Annotated in this window: 14 protein-coding genes; 8 read left to right on the top strand and 6 right to left on the bottom strand. The window is 59.3% G+C overall.

Annotation, left to right across the window (positions count from 1 at the left end; translation table 11 throughout):
- Nucleotides 1-2 precede the first annotated feature (2 nt).
- From ACYUCQ_RS09245 to ald, 5 genes are all read right to left on the bottom strand, one after another.
- Entirely contained in the window at nucleotides 3-1,379 is a 1,377-nt protein-coding gene (locus ACYUCQ_RS09245) for an APC family permease (protein WP_460254241.1), read from the bottom strand.
- Between the two features lie 219 nt (nucleotides 1,380-1,598).
- Nucleotides 1,599-2,960, bottom strand: coding sequence for a glutamine synthetase family protein (locus ACYUCQ_RS09240; RefSeq protein WP_460254240.1), 1,362 nt, complete (start codon nucleotides 2,958-2,960; stop codon nucleotides 1,599-1,601).
- Nucleotides 2,961-2,968: 8 nt separating this feature from the next.
- Nucleotides 2,969-4,360 carry an aspartate aminotransferase family protein gene (locus ACYUCQ_RS09235; protein WP_460254239.1) on the bottom strand — a complete coding sequence of 464 codons (1,392 nt, stop codon included), beginning with the start codon at nucleotides 4,358-4,360 and terminating at the stop codon, nucleotides 2,969-2,971.
- A gap of 205 nt (nucleotides 4,361-4,565) precedes the next feature.
- Nucleotides 4,566-5,144 carry a cupin domain-containing protein gene (locus tag ACYUCQ_RS09230; protein ID WP_460254238.1) on the bottom strand — a complete coding sequence of 193 codons (579 nt, stop codon included), beginning with the start codon at nucleotides 5,142-5,144 and terminating at the stop codon, nucleotides 4,566-4,568.
- A 9-nt stretch (nucleotides 5,145-5,153) separates the two neighbouring features.
- Complete coding sequence (gene ald / locus ACYUCQ_RS09225; RefSeq protein ID WP_460254237.1) at nucleotides 5,154-6,275, bottom strand: alanine dehydrogenase; 1,122 nt, start codon at nucleotides 6,273-6,275, stop codon at nucleotides 5,154-5,156.
- 260 nt (nucleotides 6,276-6,535) lie between these two features.
- Here ald and ACYUCQ_RS09220 point away from each other — a divergent pair, with 260 nt between their 5' ends.
- From ACYUCQ_RS09220 to ACYUCQ_RS09185, 8 genes are all read left to right on the top strand, one after another.
- Entirely contained in the window at nucleotides 6,536-7,624 is a 1,089-nt protein-coding gene (locus ACYUCQ_RS09220; protein ID WP_460254236.1) for an ABC transporter ATP-binding protein, read from the top strand.
- Nucleotides 7,614-8,606 carry an ABC transporter permease gene (locus ACYUCQ_RS09215; RefSeq protein WP_460254235.1) on the top strand — a complete coding sequence of 331 codons (993 nt, stop codon included), beginning with the start codon at nucleotides 7,614-7,616 and terminating at the stop codon, nucleotides 8,604-8,606. Before ACYUCQ_RS09220 ends, ACYUCQ_RS09215 begins: the two co-directional genes overlap by 11 nt.
- A complete protein-coding gene (locus ACYUCQ_RS09210; protein ID WP_460254234.1) occupies nucleotides 8,603-9,442 on the top strand; it encodes an ABC transporter permease in 840 nt (279 codons plus the stop codon). Before ACYUCQ_RS09215 ends, ACYUCQ_RS09210 begins: the two co-directional genes overlap by 4 nt.
- Nucleotides 9,443-9,468: 26 nt before the next feature.
- On the top strand, nucleotides 9,469-10,551 hold the full coding sequence (locus ACYUCQ_RS09205; RefSeq protein WP_460254233.1) for a polyamine ABC transporter substrate-binding protein: 1,083 nt from the start codon (nucleotides 9,469-9,471) through the stop codon (nucleotides 10,549-10,551).
- Between the two features lie 98 nt (nucleotides 10,552-10,649).
- Nucleotides 10,650-11,990 (top strand): glutamine synthetase family protein, encoded by a 1,341-nt coding sequence (locus ACYUCQ_RS09200; protein ID WP_460254232.1) that lies wholly within the window; start codon nucleotides 10,650-10,652, stop codon nucleotides 11,988-11,990.
- A complete protein-coding gene (locus ACYUCQ_RS09195) occupies nucleotides 11,983-13,236 on the top strand; it encodes an NAD(P)/FAD-dependent oxidoreductase (RefSeq protein WP_460254231.1) in 1,254 nt (417 codons plus the stop codon). The genes ACYUCQ_RS09200 and ACYUCQ_RS09195 overlap by 8 nt, the downstream gene beginning before the upstream one ends.
- 39 nt (nucleotides 13,237-13,275) lie before the next feature.
- Entirely contained in the window at nucleotides 13,276-14,739 is a 1,464-nt protein-coding gene (locus ACYUCQ_RS09190; protein WP_460254230.1) for a glycosyltransferase family 39 protein, read from the top strand.
- On the top strand, nucleotides 14,732-15,619 hold the full coding sequence (locus ACYUCQ_RS09185; protein ID WP_460254229.1) for an alpha/beta fold hydrolase: 888 nt from the start codon (nucleotides 14,732-14,734) through the stop codon (nucleotides 15,617-15,619). The genes ACYUCQ_RS09190 and ACYUCQ_RS09185 overlap by 8 nt, the downstream gene beginning before the upstream one ends.
- A gap of 14 nt (nucleotides 15,620-15,633) precedes the next feature.
- Here ACYUCQ_RS09185 and ACYUCQ_RS09180 read toward each other — a convergent pair whose 3' ends face one another.
- Entirely contained in the window at nucleotides 15,634-17,208 is a 1,575-nt protein-coding gene (locus ACYUCQ_RS09180) for a 2-isopropylmalate synthase (protein WP_460254228.1), read from the bottom strand.
- Nucleotides 17,209-17,365 lie beyond the last annotated feature (157 nt).

Raw genomic sequence — 17,365 nt, 5'->3', positions numbered from 1 at the left:
TGTTATTCGCCGGCTATCGCCTCAGGGGTCGAGCGCCCGTATCCAGCAGGGCGATAGAACACGATCCCGATCAGCAACCCGCCAATCCCGACAATTTTGGTGGTCAGATTAAACGTGCTGATCGCATACAGACCAAGCCCGATCAACGCGAGGCCGCTCAAGCCAGGAAACAAGACATATTGCACCAAATCCCATGACATTGTCTTGAAACTGTCCCGATAAACCCAAGCGCAAATCAAACCGGCCAACCCATAATAATAGCAAACCTGCACCGCAATCGCATTCACCGAGTCTGATAAAATCGCCGCAATCGAGGGCATGAAGCTCGAGATAAAAATCATCACCAACCCAACCCCCAGCAGCAGATACATCGTGCGCACTGGCGTGATGGTGCGCGGGCTGACCTTGCCGAAATAGCCGGGCAACGCACGATCGCGCCCCATCGCAAACAAGGTGCGCGAAAACTGCAACATGGTTGTCTCCAAGGTGGCAATGCTCGAGAGTATCAGCGCCAAAGCCGCCGCATAGCCGCCAGCCTTCCCCAAACCTGCCGCCACCGCCACGTGGTAAATCAAATTATCCGAAAATCCCTTAGCTTTGGCCAGCGAAAACATCATCAGGGTGGCAACGGTGAACGCGACAAACGAGGCAATGGTCACAAACACGCTCAAAAACCCACCTTGACCCGCAGAGTTGGGCGGCAAATCCTTGGTCTCCTCGGAAAGATTACAGGTGACGTCCCAGCCCCAATATAAAAACACCACAATCAACGAAGAGGCGGCAAAAGTGCCGGGCGGATAGTTAAACCCGAACCAGGACCAAGAAAACGGCGTGACCGCTGAATGTCCGGTATGCACGAACGCAGCGATTGAAATGACCAGCAAAATCGTCAACTCAATCGAGCTCATCACCACTTGAATTTTACTGGTCAGCTCAATCCCGCTGATTAAAACGAGGCCAATCACCACAAACCAACCTGCGCCAATGGCCGTGGTCAGGATCACGTTGCTGGCAAGTGCTGGATCGAACAAATCAATCGTCGCGGTGCCGAGCGGCACACTGCCGGTAATCATGAAGACCAAAGCGGCAATCAACAGCGCCCAGCCGGAAAAATAACCAAAAAACCCGCCCATCACCGATTTGGTCCATTGATAGGCCGCGCCGGCATTCGCCATTTTCCGGTTCAAACCTTTATAGGCGAGCGCGATGCCCAGCATCGGCACGGCGAAAATCAACAGCGCATTCGGCGAAACATTGCCCGACACCGCCAGCAAACCAGCAATGGCCACCGCAATGGAAAATGCCGGCGCCGAACCAGCCACCCCCATGATGATCGTTTCAAAAAATGATAGCGAATTCGCCTTAAGTTCTGTTTGCATCCGATTTAGCTCCCTTATTGATAAAGCCGTTTTTGGTTGCTCGGTTAGCGTGCTTCTGGCTTATCGTTTCTTATTATCGCTGGCAGTTTACCGGTTATCAGCGTCATGATCGGCTCCACAATCGAAACTTTTCTCGGCGACGATGTGAACCCAACCAATTTTTTGTATGTTAGATTGATAGTGCAGTCACGGGCTGTTAGTCGTATCTCAATCCTCCCATCAAGCATTCTTCAAATACGCGTCATACTCCACATCCGAGATCCGGCGGCGGAACTCGTCGATCTCCTGGCGCTTGCACGACGCGAAAATACCTTGGAATTTCGATCCAAAAATCGCCGCCGTCTGGGCCGAACCGGCAAACCGTTCGGTCGCAGCACTCCAGGCAATCGGCAATTTCGGTGCCGCAGCCCCAGTTTTGTCGCCCACCGATTCCGGGCCAGGATCGGCCTTGCTCGCCATGCCATCCAACATCGCGCCAAGCATGGCGGCAAAAGCCAGATAAGGGTTGCAATCCGCCCCCGCGACCCGGTGTTCAATGCGTGCAGCCCGTGGCTCAGCATTAATCACGCGCACCGCCGAGAGCCGATTATCATGCCCCCAATCACCAAACACCGGTGCATGCGTGCCTGGCGCAAACCGGCGAAATGAATTCGCATGCGGCGCAAACACCAGCATCGTGTCCGGCATCGCGTTCACCACGCCGCCAAGCGCATGATACAAAACGGGGCTGGGCCGGCTGGCATCGCCGGTAAATATATTCACACCCTGACGATCGAGCACCGACATATGCACATGCATGCCGCTGCCAGCCCAATTACCAAACGGCTTGGCCATAAAAGTCGCGCAAAGACCATGCTTGCGTGCAATTTGTTTCACGGCGCGCTTGAACAAAACCGCATCATCGGCAATCCGCAGCGCATCCGGTGCGTAGCGGAGCGTCACCTCGAACTGACCCGGCCCGTTTTCACTAATCAGCGTATCAAGCGCGATGCTCTGGGCGGAAGCCGCGCGCAGCAAATCGCGTAGGATCGCCTCATAATCATGGATTTCCCAAAGCCCCATCGTGTCGGTCTGCCAACCGCGCCACGCACTTTCATCAGCACCGCGCGGCGCGATGCGCTGGCCACCGGTTCGGTGCGGATCAACCAAATAAAACTCCAACTCCACCCCAACCGATGGCGTCAGGCCCTGTTCGGTGTAGCGATCCAGCACGCGGCTCAGCACGCCGCGCGGATCGGCATAAAACAATGATCCATCCGCCTCGCGCATGGTCAACAGCGCCTGGGCCGCTTGCCCCTCCGCCCATTGCATTCGCGTCACGCTGTGAGCCACCGCGATGCAATTGCCATCAGGGTCGCCCGTATCAAAAGCGATGCCGCCTTCAACGATATCGCGACCCCAAATATCGAGCAAATAGGCTGAGCGCGGCATTGCAATACCAGCGCCTAACAATGCCTCCGCCTTGTCGTGCTGCAACCATTTGCCACGCGGCACGCCGTTCACATCAATGATAAACGCCTCAATCAGCTCGCTCTCACCAAGCAGGGCTAGCCGATCTTCATGGGATGATACGATATCCATGGCCTAAATCACTGTATTTCAGAACGAACATCGGCTTGGGTTGCCAAAATCGCGCGCTTGGCGCGGGCAACCAACTCATCGATTTCGGCCTCCGTGATGGTCAGAGGCGGTGAAAACACCATGGTATCGCGCACCGCTCGCATCACTAAATTGTTAGCAAAACAATGATCGCGGCACAGCATGCCCACCCGTCCACGCTTGTCGAAAAACCGCCTTGTGCGTTTATCGGCGGTGAGTTCAATCGCGCCGATCAGGCCAGTGCCGCGAATCTCGCCAATAATCGGCTCGTCGGCCAAGGCCTCGGTCAATTTGGCACGTAGCGCGACACCCATCCGCTCCGCGCGGGCGGCAAGCCCTTCGGATTCCAAAATATCCAGATTGGCCAAAGCCACAGCGCAGGCCACCGGATGCCCGGAATAGGTGAAACCATGGTAAAACTCGCCGGTCTGATTAATCAGCACATCGGCAACCTTGTCGCCCACCAGCACCGCTGACAAGGGAATGTAACCCGAGGTAATGCCCTTCGCGAGCGTCATCAAATCTGGGGTGATGCCAAATGTCTCGCTGCCAAACATCCGTCCGGTGCGCCCAAAGCCGCAAATTACTTCATCAGCAATCAGCAAAATATCATTCTCGCGGCAAATACGCTGGATTTCCGGCCAATAGGTCTCTGGTGGAATAATCACCCCGCCCGCCCCTTGGATTGGCTCGCCAATGAACGCTGCAACATGGTCCGCGCCAATCTCGTGAATTTTCGCCTCAACCTGCTTCGCCGCATAGAGGCCAAACTCGGCAGGGCTCATCTGCCCGCCATAACCATACCAATAAGGCGGCAAGACATGGGCAAAATCAGGCAACGCCGCACCTTGGCGATGCATATCCACCATGCCGCCGGCCGCCGCCCCCAAGGTTGTTGAGCCATGGTAGCCAAATTCACGGCCAATAATCACCCGCTTCTGTGGCTGGCCCTTGGTAATCCAATAGGTGCGCGCCATGCGCAAAGCGGTGTCCACCGCTTCTGAACCTGAGCACGCAAAGAAGGCATGGTTCAAATCCCCCGGCGCCATCCGCGTCAACCGCTCGGCCAAGCGGATCACCGGGCGGGTCGCGGTTTTGAAAAAAGTGTTATAAAACGGCAGCGTTTTCATTTGCGCGGTCGCCGCATCAACAAGCTCTTGCCGCCCATACCCAACGGCAACGCACCAAAGCCCGGCCATGCCATCGAGAATCCGATTGCCAGCATCATCGGTCAAATAAACGCCCTCGGCGCTGGTGATGATTTTCACCTTGCCTTGATGCAGTGACCGATGATCGGAAAACGGGTGCAAATGATGGGCTGCGTCGGCTTCCTGCCAATCAAAGTCAGACGCGCCAGAAATAATCGAGGGATGATCGAGCATGGTAATCTCCGAATGTTAGAGCAAGGTCGCGGCACAACGCCGCACGCTACAACAATCAGGAGCGATGCGGGCTATAGCCGATGCGCGCGCAGAGCCGGAGCAACTCGGCATGGGCGTCGCGCGGAATACTATTCCCAAAAATCACCATCGCTTCTGACCTTAGTGAAATCTGATCGCCTAATCAACAAAAAAAGCGAGCCAGAACTCAGAAACTCGGCGGGGTGTTGGCGCTAATCACCTCGCATAGCTCATCGAACGGGTTGCGAAACCGGTGCGGAATCCGGCTATTGAAGTAATAAGCATCGCCAGCCCCGAGAGCTTGTTCCTGATCACCGACGGTGACGAGCAAGCGCCCGCGCACCACAATGCCCACCTCTTCGCCGTCATGACGCAACATCGCCTCGCCAGTATCCGCCCCGGGCCGATAGGTCTCGTGCAGCATCTGCAACGCCCGATCTTTGAGGCGGCGCCCAACCATGCGAAACGAAATCTGCTCTTCGAAGGCAATTTCGGTCAGGTCGGCGGCGGCAAAAAACACATCCTCCGGCGCGGTCAGATCCAGGGTGAAAAACTCCGCGAGTGACATCGGGATGCCATCGAGAATTTTCTTCAGCGATGAAATCGATGGGCTGACCCGCCCCTGCTCAATCAACGAGATCGCGCCATTGGTCACCCCCGCCCGCCGCGCCAATTCGCGCTGGGTTAGGCCGAACACTTGGCGCATGCGCTTGAGCCGCGCGCCAACCGCCGTTTCCTCGCTGGTTTCGGTCTCGTGGTCAGCCATCACCCGTGACTATGCCCCCGCGAGTGCCTGTTCGGCATCCAACACCGGCACGCCGAGCGCCTGCGCCACGGCGGGGTGGACAATCCGCCCCTCGGCGACATTCAGCCCCGCGCGCAAATGCACATCGGCCCGCAACGCCGCCTTCCAACCATGATCGGCCAATTTCAGCGCATAGGGCAGCGTCGCCTGGGTCAGGGCAAATGTCGAGGTGCGCGGCACGGCCCCTGGCATATTCGCCACGCAATAATGCACTACCCCATCGACCACATAAGTCGGGTTGTCATGGGTGGTCGCGTGGCTGGTCTCAAAGCAGCCGCCCTGATCAATCGCGACATCAACGAGCACCGCCCCCCGGCGCATCTGGCTCAGCATCGCCCGCGTCACCAGCTTCGGCGCGGAGGCACCCGGCACCAAGACCGCACCCACCACCAAATCTGCATGAAACACCGCCTCTTCGATCGCCTCGGTCGTGGCGAACACGGTTTTCAAATGCGGGCCGTAGAGATCATCAAGCTGCGCCAACCGGCCAATCGATTTGTCGAGAACGGTCACATCCGCCCCCATCCCCAGCGCGATGCGCGCGGCATTGGTGCCCACCACCCCGCCACCCAGCACAGCCACCCGCGCGGGGGGCACGCCCGGCACGCCGGCCAGCAACACCCCAAAGCCGCCATTGGCCTTTTGCAGCGAAACCGCACCCACCTGCACCGCCATCCGCCCGGCCACTTCGCTCATCGGCGCGAGCAAAGGCAGCCGCCCCAGCCCATCCGTCACCGTCTCATAGGCAATCGCGACACAGCCGGACGCCATCAGCAATTTGGCCTGTTCCGGGTCGGGCGCGAGATGCAAATAGGTGAACAAAATCTGCCCTTCGCGCAAACGCTTGCATTCGCTCGGCTGCGGCTCCTTCACCTTCACGATCATGTCAGCGGCGGCAAAAACCTGTGCGGCATCGGCTGCAATCGTCGCGCCGGCCTTGGCATAGGCGGCATCATCCATGCCAATGCCCTCGCCCGCGCCCGTCTCAACCAACACCTGATGGCCATGTCCGCGCAATTCGCGAACCGAGGCCGGCGTCAACCCAACCCGATATTCGTGATTCTTGATTTCCCGCGGAACACCGATCAGCATGTTTGCTCTCCCATTGGCTGAATGCCGTTTAGAATAATCAACACGTTTAATCGGACACACGATCTCGCGCAACATCATTTCGTGGTTGACCCCGTGATTTCCCCCGCGCCGCGATCATCACGAAATGGTCATCGCAGAGTCGTTTATTATTCTTGACGGCGGAAAAGACTTTGACAATGATCCGCGAGCGGGGATGAAAAGCCAGAGTGAACATCAGCGCGATCGATCAGCAGATGCGCGGGGGTCGCCGGGGAGATTGGATGCATTCATCGCCATACGAAGCAAGTCGCGGAGCCATCGCCCTCGAGGGCATCAGCCGGGTGTTCGGCGGCGGCGTCATTGCGGTTGATCAAATTGATCTGAGTATTCGTTCGGGCGAATTTTTTACCCTGCTCGGCCCGTCCGGCTGCGGTAAAACCACCTTGCTGCGCATGATCGCCGGTTTCGAAACGCCCGATGCCGGGCGCATCGTGATTTCCGGGCGCGAAATGCAGAATGTCCCGCCGCATTTGCGCGCGGTCAACACGGTCTTTCAATCCTACGCGCTATTTCCGCATCTCAGCGTCGCCGAAAATATCGAATTTGGCTTGCGCATGCGCCGTATCGCCCGCCCTGACCGCAAAAAGCGCGTCGATCACATGATGGCGCTGCTGCAAATCGATGCGTTCGCCCGCCGCAATCCAGCCCAACTCTCCGGTGGCCAGCGCCAGCGCGTGGCCCTCGCCCGCGCCCTGGTCAATGAGCCGGACGTGGTGCTGCTCGATGAACCGCTTTCCGCCCTTGATGCCAAGCTGCGGGCCGAATTGCAGGTTGAGCTGATGCGCATGCAAAAGCGGTTGGGCATGACATTCGTGTTTGTCACCCACGATCAACATGAAGCCTTGGTGATGAGCGATCGCATTGCGGTGATGGAGCGCGGACGGCTATTGCAGGTCGGCCCGGTACTTGATGTCTATGAGCAGCCGCGCTCGGTGTTCGTGGCGGAGTTTCTCGGTCAGTCCAATATCTGGAAATTCTCTGCCCATAATGGCAATGTTGCGCAAACACCCATCGGCGATCTGGTGGTCGCCACCCCGATTGGCACGCAACGCACCGCGATGATCCGGCCCGAAAAAATCTGGCTCTACCCCGAGGCCGAGGCACCGGGCGACCGGCCCAACCTGTTTCCCGGCACGGTGCGCGAGGCGATTTATCAGGGTGCTGCCACCCATTATCACGTCGAACTGGTCGGCGGCGCGATGATCCTCGCGCTCGATACCAACAACCAAGCCGCCGAACGCAGCTGGGGCCCCGGCGAGAAATTGGTGTTGGAGCTCAAGCCCGGCAACATCATGCTGATTGACGGATGAAACCAGCCATGCCGCCAGCCATACCGCCTGTTACCCAGCCTGTCCGCCCATGTCCGCGATAATCAACGCGCCGCACTCGGGCAGCGCCGAACGCGCCGAACGGTTGGCCCGCGCCTGGCGGCTCTGGGTCACGGCAGGCCCAGGCTTGTTCTGGATCGTGCTGTTTTTGGTGTTGCCCAGCCTCGTTCTGCTTGCCATCGGATTTTTCTCAATCGGCGATTACGGCAATCCGCATCTGCCGCTCACCCTCACCCCAATCCGCGAAGTCGCCGGCTATTCAATCCTGGGCTGGAGCCCGGCGAACATCACCACCATCGCCCGCTCGCTGCTGCAAGCCATCTCCGCCGCCGGCCTGACCATTTTACTCGCCTATCCGGTGGTGTTTTTCATCATTGCGCAGCGAGCCGCGCTGCGGCCACTGCTCTTACTATTCGTGATCCTGCCCTCTTGGACCAATCAGGTCGTGCGCACCTATGCCTGGATGGAATTGCTCGGCCCCGGCTCCACGCTGTCGCATTGGGCGCAAAGCCTCGGGTTGCTGCCGCCGCATCTGGGCTTGATGCCCGGCATTCTCGCCATGCAAATCGGCCTGACCTATAATTACTTGCCTTATATGGTGGTGCCGCTCTATGCGGCGGCGGAAAAACTCGATTGGAGCTTGGTTGAAGCGGGTCGGGATTTATATGCCTCGGGTGCTCGCTTGTTCTGGAGTGCGGTGTTTCCACAAACCATCCCTGGCTTGCTATCGGGCATCATCCTGGTCGCGATTCCCGCCTTTGGCGATTACGTGGTGCCAACCCTGCTCGGCGGCGGCAAATCGATGATGATCGGCGCGCTGATTGCAGCCCAATTTCTGCAAACGCCCAACTGGCCCTACGGTGCCGCGCTGACCATTTTTATGCTGATTTTTACCGGCGCCGGATTATTAGTGTTTCGGGTGATGAGCAAACGCCTCGGCAGTGCCGAGGGCAGCATGCTATGAGCAGCCGCATCGCCCCGCCCATCCGTCGCGCGCTGCTGCTCAGCAGCCTGCCGGTTTATGTGTTGCTCTACGCACCTTTGGTTTTGATCGCGATCTTTTCCTTCGCACCCGCACCGGGCGGGCAGGGCGCCAGCCTGCATTGGTATCATGCGCTGTTGCAGGAACCCGATGTTCTGGCCGCGTTTCGCCGCTCGCTGACCCTGGCGCTCGTCTCGTCGATTTTTGGCACCAGCCTTGGCACGCTCATGGGCTTTGGTCTCAGCCGGTTCCGCAGCCGCGCACGCTCTGGCTTCGCCGCCGCGCTTCCCAGTCTGATCATCTACACGCCGATCATCATGCCATCGCTCGTTTTTGGCATCGCCGACCTGATTTTCTTCAATTTGCTGCACAAAGCCACCGGGCTGTTCGCGGCCGGCCTGCTGACCATGGGCATCGCCCATGTGACGTTTCAAGCGCCCTATGTCGCCCTCGTGGTGTTTGCGCGCATGTCCGGCCTTGATCCGAATTTGTTCGAGGCCTCGCATGATCTCTACGCCAATGGCTGGCAGTCATTTTTCCATCTCACCGTGCCGGTGATCCGCCCGGCCATCATCGGCGGATTTCTGCTGGCGTTCACCCTGTCGATTGATGATTTCACCATCAGCTATTTCACCGCCGGACCCGGCAGCACAACCTTGCCCATCTATATCTACAGCGCCGTCGCCCGCAAAGGCGTCGCGCCCGATATCAACGCCTTGGCCACCTTGATGATTGCCACAGTGATCGGCACTGGCCTATTGCAGTATCTATTCAGCCGCCAAAAAGAGCGGCGTCCCCTGCCACGCACCGGCGACTAACACAACAACCCCGAAGGAGGTTTACTATGCGAGGATTTTCGATCAAATTAACCCCAATCGCCCTTGTTGCCGGCCTGATCGGCGGCATGCTCGCTTTGGCACCCCCCGCGCAAGCAGCGGGCAAAACCCTCTATTTGTTCAACTGGCAGGCCTATATCGGCAAAGGTCTGATCAAAAAGTTCGAAGCCCATTGCGGCTGCACGGTCGTGCAAACCTATTACGATTCCAACGCCGCCCTCGCCGCCAAACTCAAAGCCGGCGGTGACGCGCAGTTTGATGTCGTGGTGCCCTCCAGCTATTTCATACCGCAATTGGTCCATGAAGGCCTGATCGCGCCGCTGAACAAAAAATACATTCCAAATTTCCACAATTTAGCGGCGACGTTCCAAAACCCGTCCTACGACCCGCATGATCAATATTCGATGCCCTACCAATGGGGCACGACCGGCATCGGCTATCTGAAAACCAAAATCGCGACCTTGCCTGCGAGCTGGGCGGTGCTGTTCAACCCCAAACTCAACCCCTCTTACCCATTCGCTTTGATGGGTGGCTCCGGTCGTGACACCATTGGCGCTGCGTGCGCCTATCTCGGTTATGGTTTCACCTGCAACACGAAAAGCGAGTGGATCAAGGCAGCCAAACTGATCGAGCAAACCGAGAAGCGTAAAAACTTCACCGGCTTTATCGATGGTGATCCGGCGATGGGCCAAATCAAAAAAGGCGTCATCGCTATCGGCATGACCTTCAATGGTGCCGTTGCTGAATGTTACGATGACAAATCATGTCTGAATGCGGCCTATCTGGTCCCCAAAGAAGGCAGTGAAATCTGGGTCGATACCATGGCGATTCCCAAACATGCGCCCGACCCGAAACTCGCTTATGATTTCATCAATTTTATCCTGTCTGCCAAAGCGGGAGCCGAATTGTCCAATTATAATCTCTATGGCAGCCCGAATGCCGCCTCAGAGCCACTTTTGAGCAAGGAGCTGAAAACCCCACTGATCGAACCCACCAAGGCGCAGCTGGCGGGACTGCATTTCCTGCCGCCGCTGGCAGGCACCAAATTGCAAACGTTCAACGCCATTTGGACCGCTGTGCGTCAACACTAACGTATCCAAGCCTACGCTCACCCGCGATCGGCATCGGTCGGGCCAATAACACCCACCGATGCCGATCCACTCACCCTCATCCGAGCCCGGAGGCATCCATGATCGATCTGACCGACTGGTTCAACGAGCACCGCATCACCGAAGTGGAATGTCTTGTCCCTGACATCACCGGCATTCCGCGCGGCAAAATCATGCCGGCAGAAAAATTCCTCCATGGCGGCACGCCGCGCCTGCCTGAAAGTATTTTCATCCAGTCGGTCACCGGCGAATATCCCGAAGACCCCAATGACGAACTCACCGATCCGGCCATTATCGACATCAAACTCACCCCCGATCCGGCAACCGTGCGGCTGGTCCCATGGGCGCATGAACCCACCGCGCAAATCATCCATGATTGTCATTATGCCAATGGCACCCCGGTGCCGATTGCCCCACGGCAGGTGCTGCGCGAAGTGCTGGCCCTCTATGCCGCTCGCGGCTGGAAGCCGGTGTTAGCGCCAGAGCTGGAATTTTATCTGGTCGGGCGCAATACTGATCCAGATTACCCACTCGTGCCGCCCGTCGGGCGTTCAGGGCGGCAAGAGACGGGGCGGCAATCTTATTCGATCGATGCGGTCAATGAGTTTGATCCGTTATTCGAGGAAATGTATGATTTCTGTGAAACCCAAAATCTCGATCTCGATACGCTGATCCACGAAGAAGGTGCCGCCCAAGTCGAGATTAATTTTCTCCACGGCGATCCGCTTGATCTCGCCGATCAGGTATTTCTATTCAAGCGCACCGTCCGCGAAGTGGCCCTCCGCCACGAAATCTACGCCACGTTCATGGCCAAACCGATGGATCACGAGCCGGGCAGCGCCATGCATATCCATCAAAGCGTGGTCGATGCCACCACCGGCGTCAATTTATTCGCCGATGCCCAAGGCCAGCCCAGCGCATTGTTCCGCGCCTATATTGGCGGCTTGCAAAAATACGTCCCAGCGATCATGCCAATTTTTGCGCCAAACGTGAATTCCTATCGCCGCCTGACCCGATATTCTAACGCGCCGATCAATTTGCAATGGGGCCATGATAACCGCACCTGCGGCCTGCGCGTGCCCTTCGGCGAGCCCTCGGCCATGCGGGTGGAAAACCGCGTCCCCGGCGCGGATGCCAACCCTTATCTCGCATTCGCCGCCTCGCTCGCCTGCGGCTATCTCGGCATGGTCGAAGCGCTGGAACCCACCGAGCCGTTTCGAGGCTCAGCCTATTCGCAACCCTATTCACTGCCACGTGAATTATCGCAAGCTTTGGATCGCATGGCGCAAAATCAGCCCCTCACCGCCATTCTCGGTGCCAAGCTGATCGAGGTGTTCGTTGCGGTGAAACGCCTCGAATACGAAACCTATCTGCGCGTCATCAGCTCTTGGGAGCGCGAGCATCTGTTATTGAATGTCTGATTACTATAGCGCAACAAGCACACGAACCGTCAACCCGCCGCCGCTTGCGGGCGCTCAGCGGGCCGATGTCGCGATCATTGGTGGTGGCCTCACCGGCTGTTCGGCGGCGCTGCACCTCGCCGAGCGTGGCTATCGGGTTATCCTGCTCGAAGCAGGCACCATCGGCGGTGGCGCCTCCGGGCGCAATGGCGGGCAAGTGCTGCCGGGCCTTGCCTGCGGCCAGCTCAAACTCAACCGCCTGATCGGCAAAGACGCGGCCCGAAAGGTCTGGGATTTATCGATGGAGGCGGTTGATTTGCTGCGTCAGCAAATCAACCGCTTCGCCATCGATTGCGACTTTGTCCCCGGCTATCTGCACGCAGCAATCAAAGCGCGGCAGGTGCGCGAATTGGCCGAAACCCAAGCGGAATTGGCCGAACTCGGCTATCCGGCAACCCAGCTCCTCACCGGGGCGGATTTGCGCGCCCATCTCGATAGTCCGCGCTACCAGGCGGCTCTGACCGATCCGGTCTCCGGCCATTTGCACCCGCTTAATTACACGCGCGGCCTTGCCCAAGCCGCTATCAGCGCCGGTGCCACGCTGCACGCCCAGAGCAAAGTCACCGCGGTAACGCCCGCTGCGAAAATTCTGCTGCACACCGCGCAAGGCCAAGTCACTGCCGATCACGTCATCATCGCCACCGGCGCCTATCTCGCCGGGCTGATGCCCCCCCTCGCCGGCTACATCATGCCCGTTGGCACCTACATCGTTGCAACCGAACCGCGTGATGACGTCCCCGCGCTGATCCCCGGCAATCAAGCGGTCGCCGACCTCAATTTCGTGCTCGATTATTTTCGCCGCAGCGCCGATCACCGCATGTTGTTCGGAGGCCGGGTTTCCTATTCCACGCTGCCGCCGCCCAACTTGGCCGCGACCATGCTGGCCCGCGCCCGCGCCGTGTTCCCCCAACTCGCGCACGTCCGCGCCGATTATTGCTGGGGCGGCTATGTCGATATCACCATGAATCGCGCACCGCATTTTGGTCGGCTGGGTCATAATATCCTGTTCATGCACGGCTTCTCCGGTCACGGCGTCGCCCTCACCGGGCTCGCGGGCAAACTCGCCGCCGAGGCCATCGCCGGGCAGGCTGAACGGTTTGATTTGTTCGCCAAAATTCCGCATCACCGCTTTCCCGGCGGTGCCCTGTTGCGCACGCCCTTACTGCTGCTCGCCACCAGCTGGTTCCGCCTGCGCGATTTTCTCTAGCTATTTGCATTAGACTGCAACCTATGATTGCCTACGCCCATGCGCCGCTTCCGCCTGCCGCTGCTGCTGCTGTTCGCGTCCCTCGCTTTGAGTGCCATCGCGGTGCTGCGCGGCGGCGAATATGATGAATTCTACACCCTGTTTCTCCTCGCCGGTGACCCGCGGCCCGCCTGGCCGGCGCGCCCATTCCACCCGGCTGAGATCCGGGCGGATTTCACCGGCACCGCCAGCTTTGCTCGCATCGCCACCGCCTTACGGCGTGATGATGTGCATCCGCCGCTCTATTTCTGGCTCGCGAAATTTTGGCGCGCAGCGTTTGGCCCGTCGCTCCGCGCGCTACGCCTGCTCTCGGTGCTCTGCGCGATCATCGCGTTGGCATTGCTCGCGCGCATCGCCGCCGCCCTGGGGATCGATCCGCCGACCGCCCTCATTCTCACGCTCGGCTGCTATGGTTTCGCCTATTCCAGCATCGTCGCCCGTGATTTCTCGCTGGCAACCCTGTTCATCCTTGCGGGCCTGCTCGCGCTCCTGCGCAGCAAACCAACCCCCCGCAGCGATTTTCTCGCCGGCGCGCTGCTCGGTGCGGCCTGCTGCACCAACGATCTCGCCCTGTTCACAGCACTGGCCATCTGGCTCTGGCTCGCCGCGCACGCCAGGGGCCGCCTTGCACCAATCACCGGCGGCGCCGCGCTATTCGTCCCGCTCTGGGCTTGGTTTTTTCTCGCCCAACGCAATTCCCGCCAAGGCCAATTTCACCATTTTCATGCAAGCCGCGCCCTCGCCGCGCTCGCGCGCGATCAAGCGGCTGCCGTGCTCGGGGGTCTGCCAGAATATATCGCACCGCCCTGGTCTGGTCCCCTGGCGGTGGCCCTCGCTGTGTTTTTGCTCCTACTGCTGTTGCTGACCCTGCGCACCCGTCTCGATCAGCCGGTCAAATCCTTGCTTTACGTCGGCGTACTCGCCCCGCCGCTCGGCTTGCTGATCCTGGGCCTCGTCTTTGACACCATGCCCTTTGAAATCCGCTATGTGTGGCTTGGTTTGCCCTTCATCGGCTTGCTGCTCGCCGCCAGCTTGGCGCCCCATCCGCGCCTGCGCGCCGCACTCATCGCGCTTAACCTCGCCGCTTTGCTCGGCCTCGCCATCGCGCCACAGACCATGCAGCCTGGCATGCGCCTCGCGCAGCAAAGCGCGCATGTCGCCGGCGCGCAGGGGCTGATTATTATTCCGTTCGGCAATGATGGGGTGGGCATCCCCGGCCCATTCATCAGCGCCTTGCCCGCCCGCGCCAGCATTTTGGTCGCCCGGCGCGCAACACCCCATCTGCTGTCCATCGCCGCGCCCTATCCGCTGGTCGTCCTGCCTGACTTGACCGTCGATCACGCGAGCCGCATTTTCACACCCGCCCTGATTGCCCTGTTTCAAGCCGCCCCCGGCTGGAGGCAACAACCAGGGCCGCATAATTTATTGATTTTCACGCATCACTGTCAGGCGCCCCATGGCTGAGTTTTTTGCCGGTTTCACTGAACACACCATCGCGCTTGACGCACAGCGGCATTTTCGCCTGCGCCGCGCAGGCACCGGCCCGGCCTTGCTGATGCTGCATGGCATGCCGCAAACCCATGTGATCTGGCATCTGATCGCCCCAACCCTGGCCCAACATTTCACCGTCATCTGCCCGGACCTCACCGGCTATGGCCAGAGTTACAAACCCCCCGCCACCGCCGATCACGCGCCCTATGCCAAACGCGCGATGGCGCGTGACATGGTTGATTTGATGGATCATCTCGGCTTGCCGCACTTCGCGCTGGTCGGCCATGACCGGGGGGCCCGCGTGTCGCACCGTCTCGCCCTCGATTATGCGCATAAAGTCCAAAAACTCGCCCTGCTCGACATTATCCCGACAATCGAACATTTCGAGCGCACCGATATGGCCTTTGCGTTAGGCTATTATCATTGGTTCTACTTGGCCCAACCGCACCCATTCCCCGAAGCGATGATCAATCTTGACCCGGCTTTGTGGCTGCATGCCCAAGGCGGGCGTCATCATACCGATGCCAGCATTTTCGCCGAGCCCGCGCTGGCCGATTACCTCGCCGCCGCCCGCAACCCCGCGACGATCACGGCGATATGCGAAGATTATCGCGCCGCCGCCAGCATCGATCTGGAGCATGACCGTGCGAGCCGGGCAGGGGGCGTTAAAATCACTTGCCCAACCCGCATCCTGTGGGGTGCGCGCGGCTTGGTCGGTCGGCTGTACGCGCCGCTCGAAATCTGGAGCCAGTATTGCACAGCCCCGGTGACCGGCGGCGCCGTGACCGGTGGCCATTACCTCGCCGAAGAAGCGCCGGGCGAAACCCTGGCGCAACTTCAAGCATTTCTATAACTTTGGCGTTTTTGTTAGGCGGAGAGTGACACTGGCTCGGTGCGCTCGCGCTTGACCAGCAATTTATTCAGCGCGTGAACATAAGCCCGCGCCGCCGCCACTATCGTGTCGGTGTCCGCACCTTGGCCGTCCACCAGCTTGCCGCCCTCCTCAAGGCGTACACCGCACCGCGCCTGCGCATCGGTGCCCTCGGTCACCGCACCAACGGTAAATAGCCGCAATTCAGCCTGATGCGGGAAAATCGCCTGGATCGCGTTGAAGGTGGCATCCACCGGCCCATCGCCCAGCGCCTCGGCGGTTTGCACCACGCCATCGACCTCAAGCTCTAACACCGCGCGCGGCTTGGCTTTCGATCCAGCCCACACTTCCAGCCCGACAAAGCGCACACGCTGGTGATCACGCACCACCGCGTCATCGAACAGCGCAACAATATCTTCGTCATAGACCAGCTTCTTGCGGTCGGCCAAATCCTTAAACCGCCGGAACGAATCATTGAGCTGATTATCGCCAATTTCGCCATAGCCCAGCGCCCGCAGCTTATCGCGAAATGCCGCCCGGCCCGAATGTTTGCCCATCACCAGGCTAGTTTTCTGCCAGCCCACCGATTCCGGCGTCATAATCTCGTAGGTGGCGGCGTTTTTCAGCACGCCATCCTGATGAATGCCGCTCTCATGGGCAAAGGCATTGCGCCCGACAATGGCCTTGTTCGGTTGCACATCAAAACCGGTAATGGTCGCGAGCAGCTTGGAGCTGCGCAGGATTCGCGTGGTTTCGATGTTATTTTTATAGGGCGCGGCATCCGGGCGGGTGCGAATCGCCATCACCACTTCTTCGAGCGCCGCATTGCCGGCCCGCTCGCCAATGCCATTGATCGTGCATTCAATCTGCCGCGCCCCGGCGCGCAGGGCCGCGAGCGTATTGGCCACCGCCAAGCCAAGGTCATTATGGCAATGGGTTGAAAAAATCACCCGCTCCCCCCCGGGCACGCGGGCGCGCAATTCGCTGAAAATCCGGAAAATATCCTCCGGCACCGCATAGCCCACCGTATCGGGGATATTAATCGTCGTGGCTCCGGCGCGGATCGCCGCTTCAACGCAGCGCGCCAGAAAATCCGGATCGGTCCGGCTGCCATCCTCGGCGGACCATTCCACATCATCCGTATAATCGCGCGCAAGTTCAACCGAGCGCGTGACCGCTTCCAACACCGCCTCCGGCTCCATCCGCAATTTATATTTCATGTGCAACGGCGATGTCGAAATGAAGGTATGGATCCGTTTGCGCTCAGCAGGCTTCACCGCCTCAGCAGCCCGTAAAATATCATCGCGCCCCGAGCGTGCCAGCCCGGCAATCACCGGGCCTTTCACCGTCTCGGCAATTTTGCGCACACTCTCGAAATCGCCGGGGCTGGCAATTGGAAACCCGGCCTCGATGACATCGACGCCAAGCTCGGCCAACGCCTCGGCCATGCGCAATTTCTCGTCGAGATTCATCGAAAACCCAGGCGATTGCTCGCCATCGCGCAAGGTTGTGTCGAACATGATCACACGATCGTCAGCGATCGCGCCAAAGCTTGGGTGGTGAATGGTCATTGCTGTCTCGCAAAAAGAGGTCGGCGTGAGGGAAGGGCGGTCAGTCGCGAAATATACCCCTGGGCGCGCCCGCACGCCACATCAGGGCGCGCAGCCTCAGGCCCAGGGGACCATAAGTCGAAGCGAGCCGCTCGCCGCGCGCATAACACCCCGATCG

The sequence above is a fragment of the Acidiphilium sp. MT5 genome (assembly GCF_054767495.1).
The sequence above is the reverse complement of the archived record's forward strand: the minus strand, read 5'-3'. Positions and strand labels throughout refer to the sequence as shown.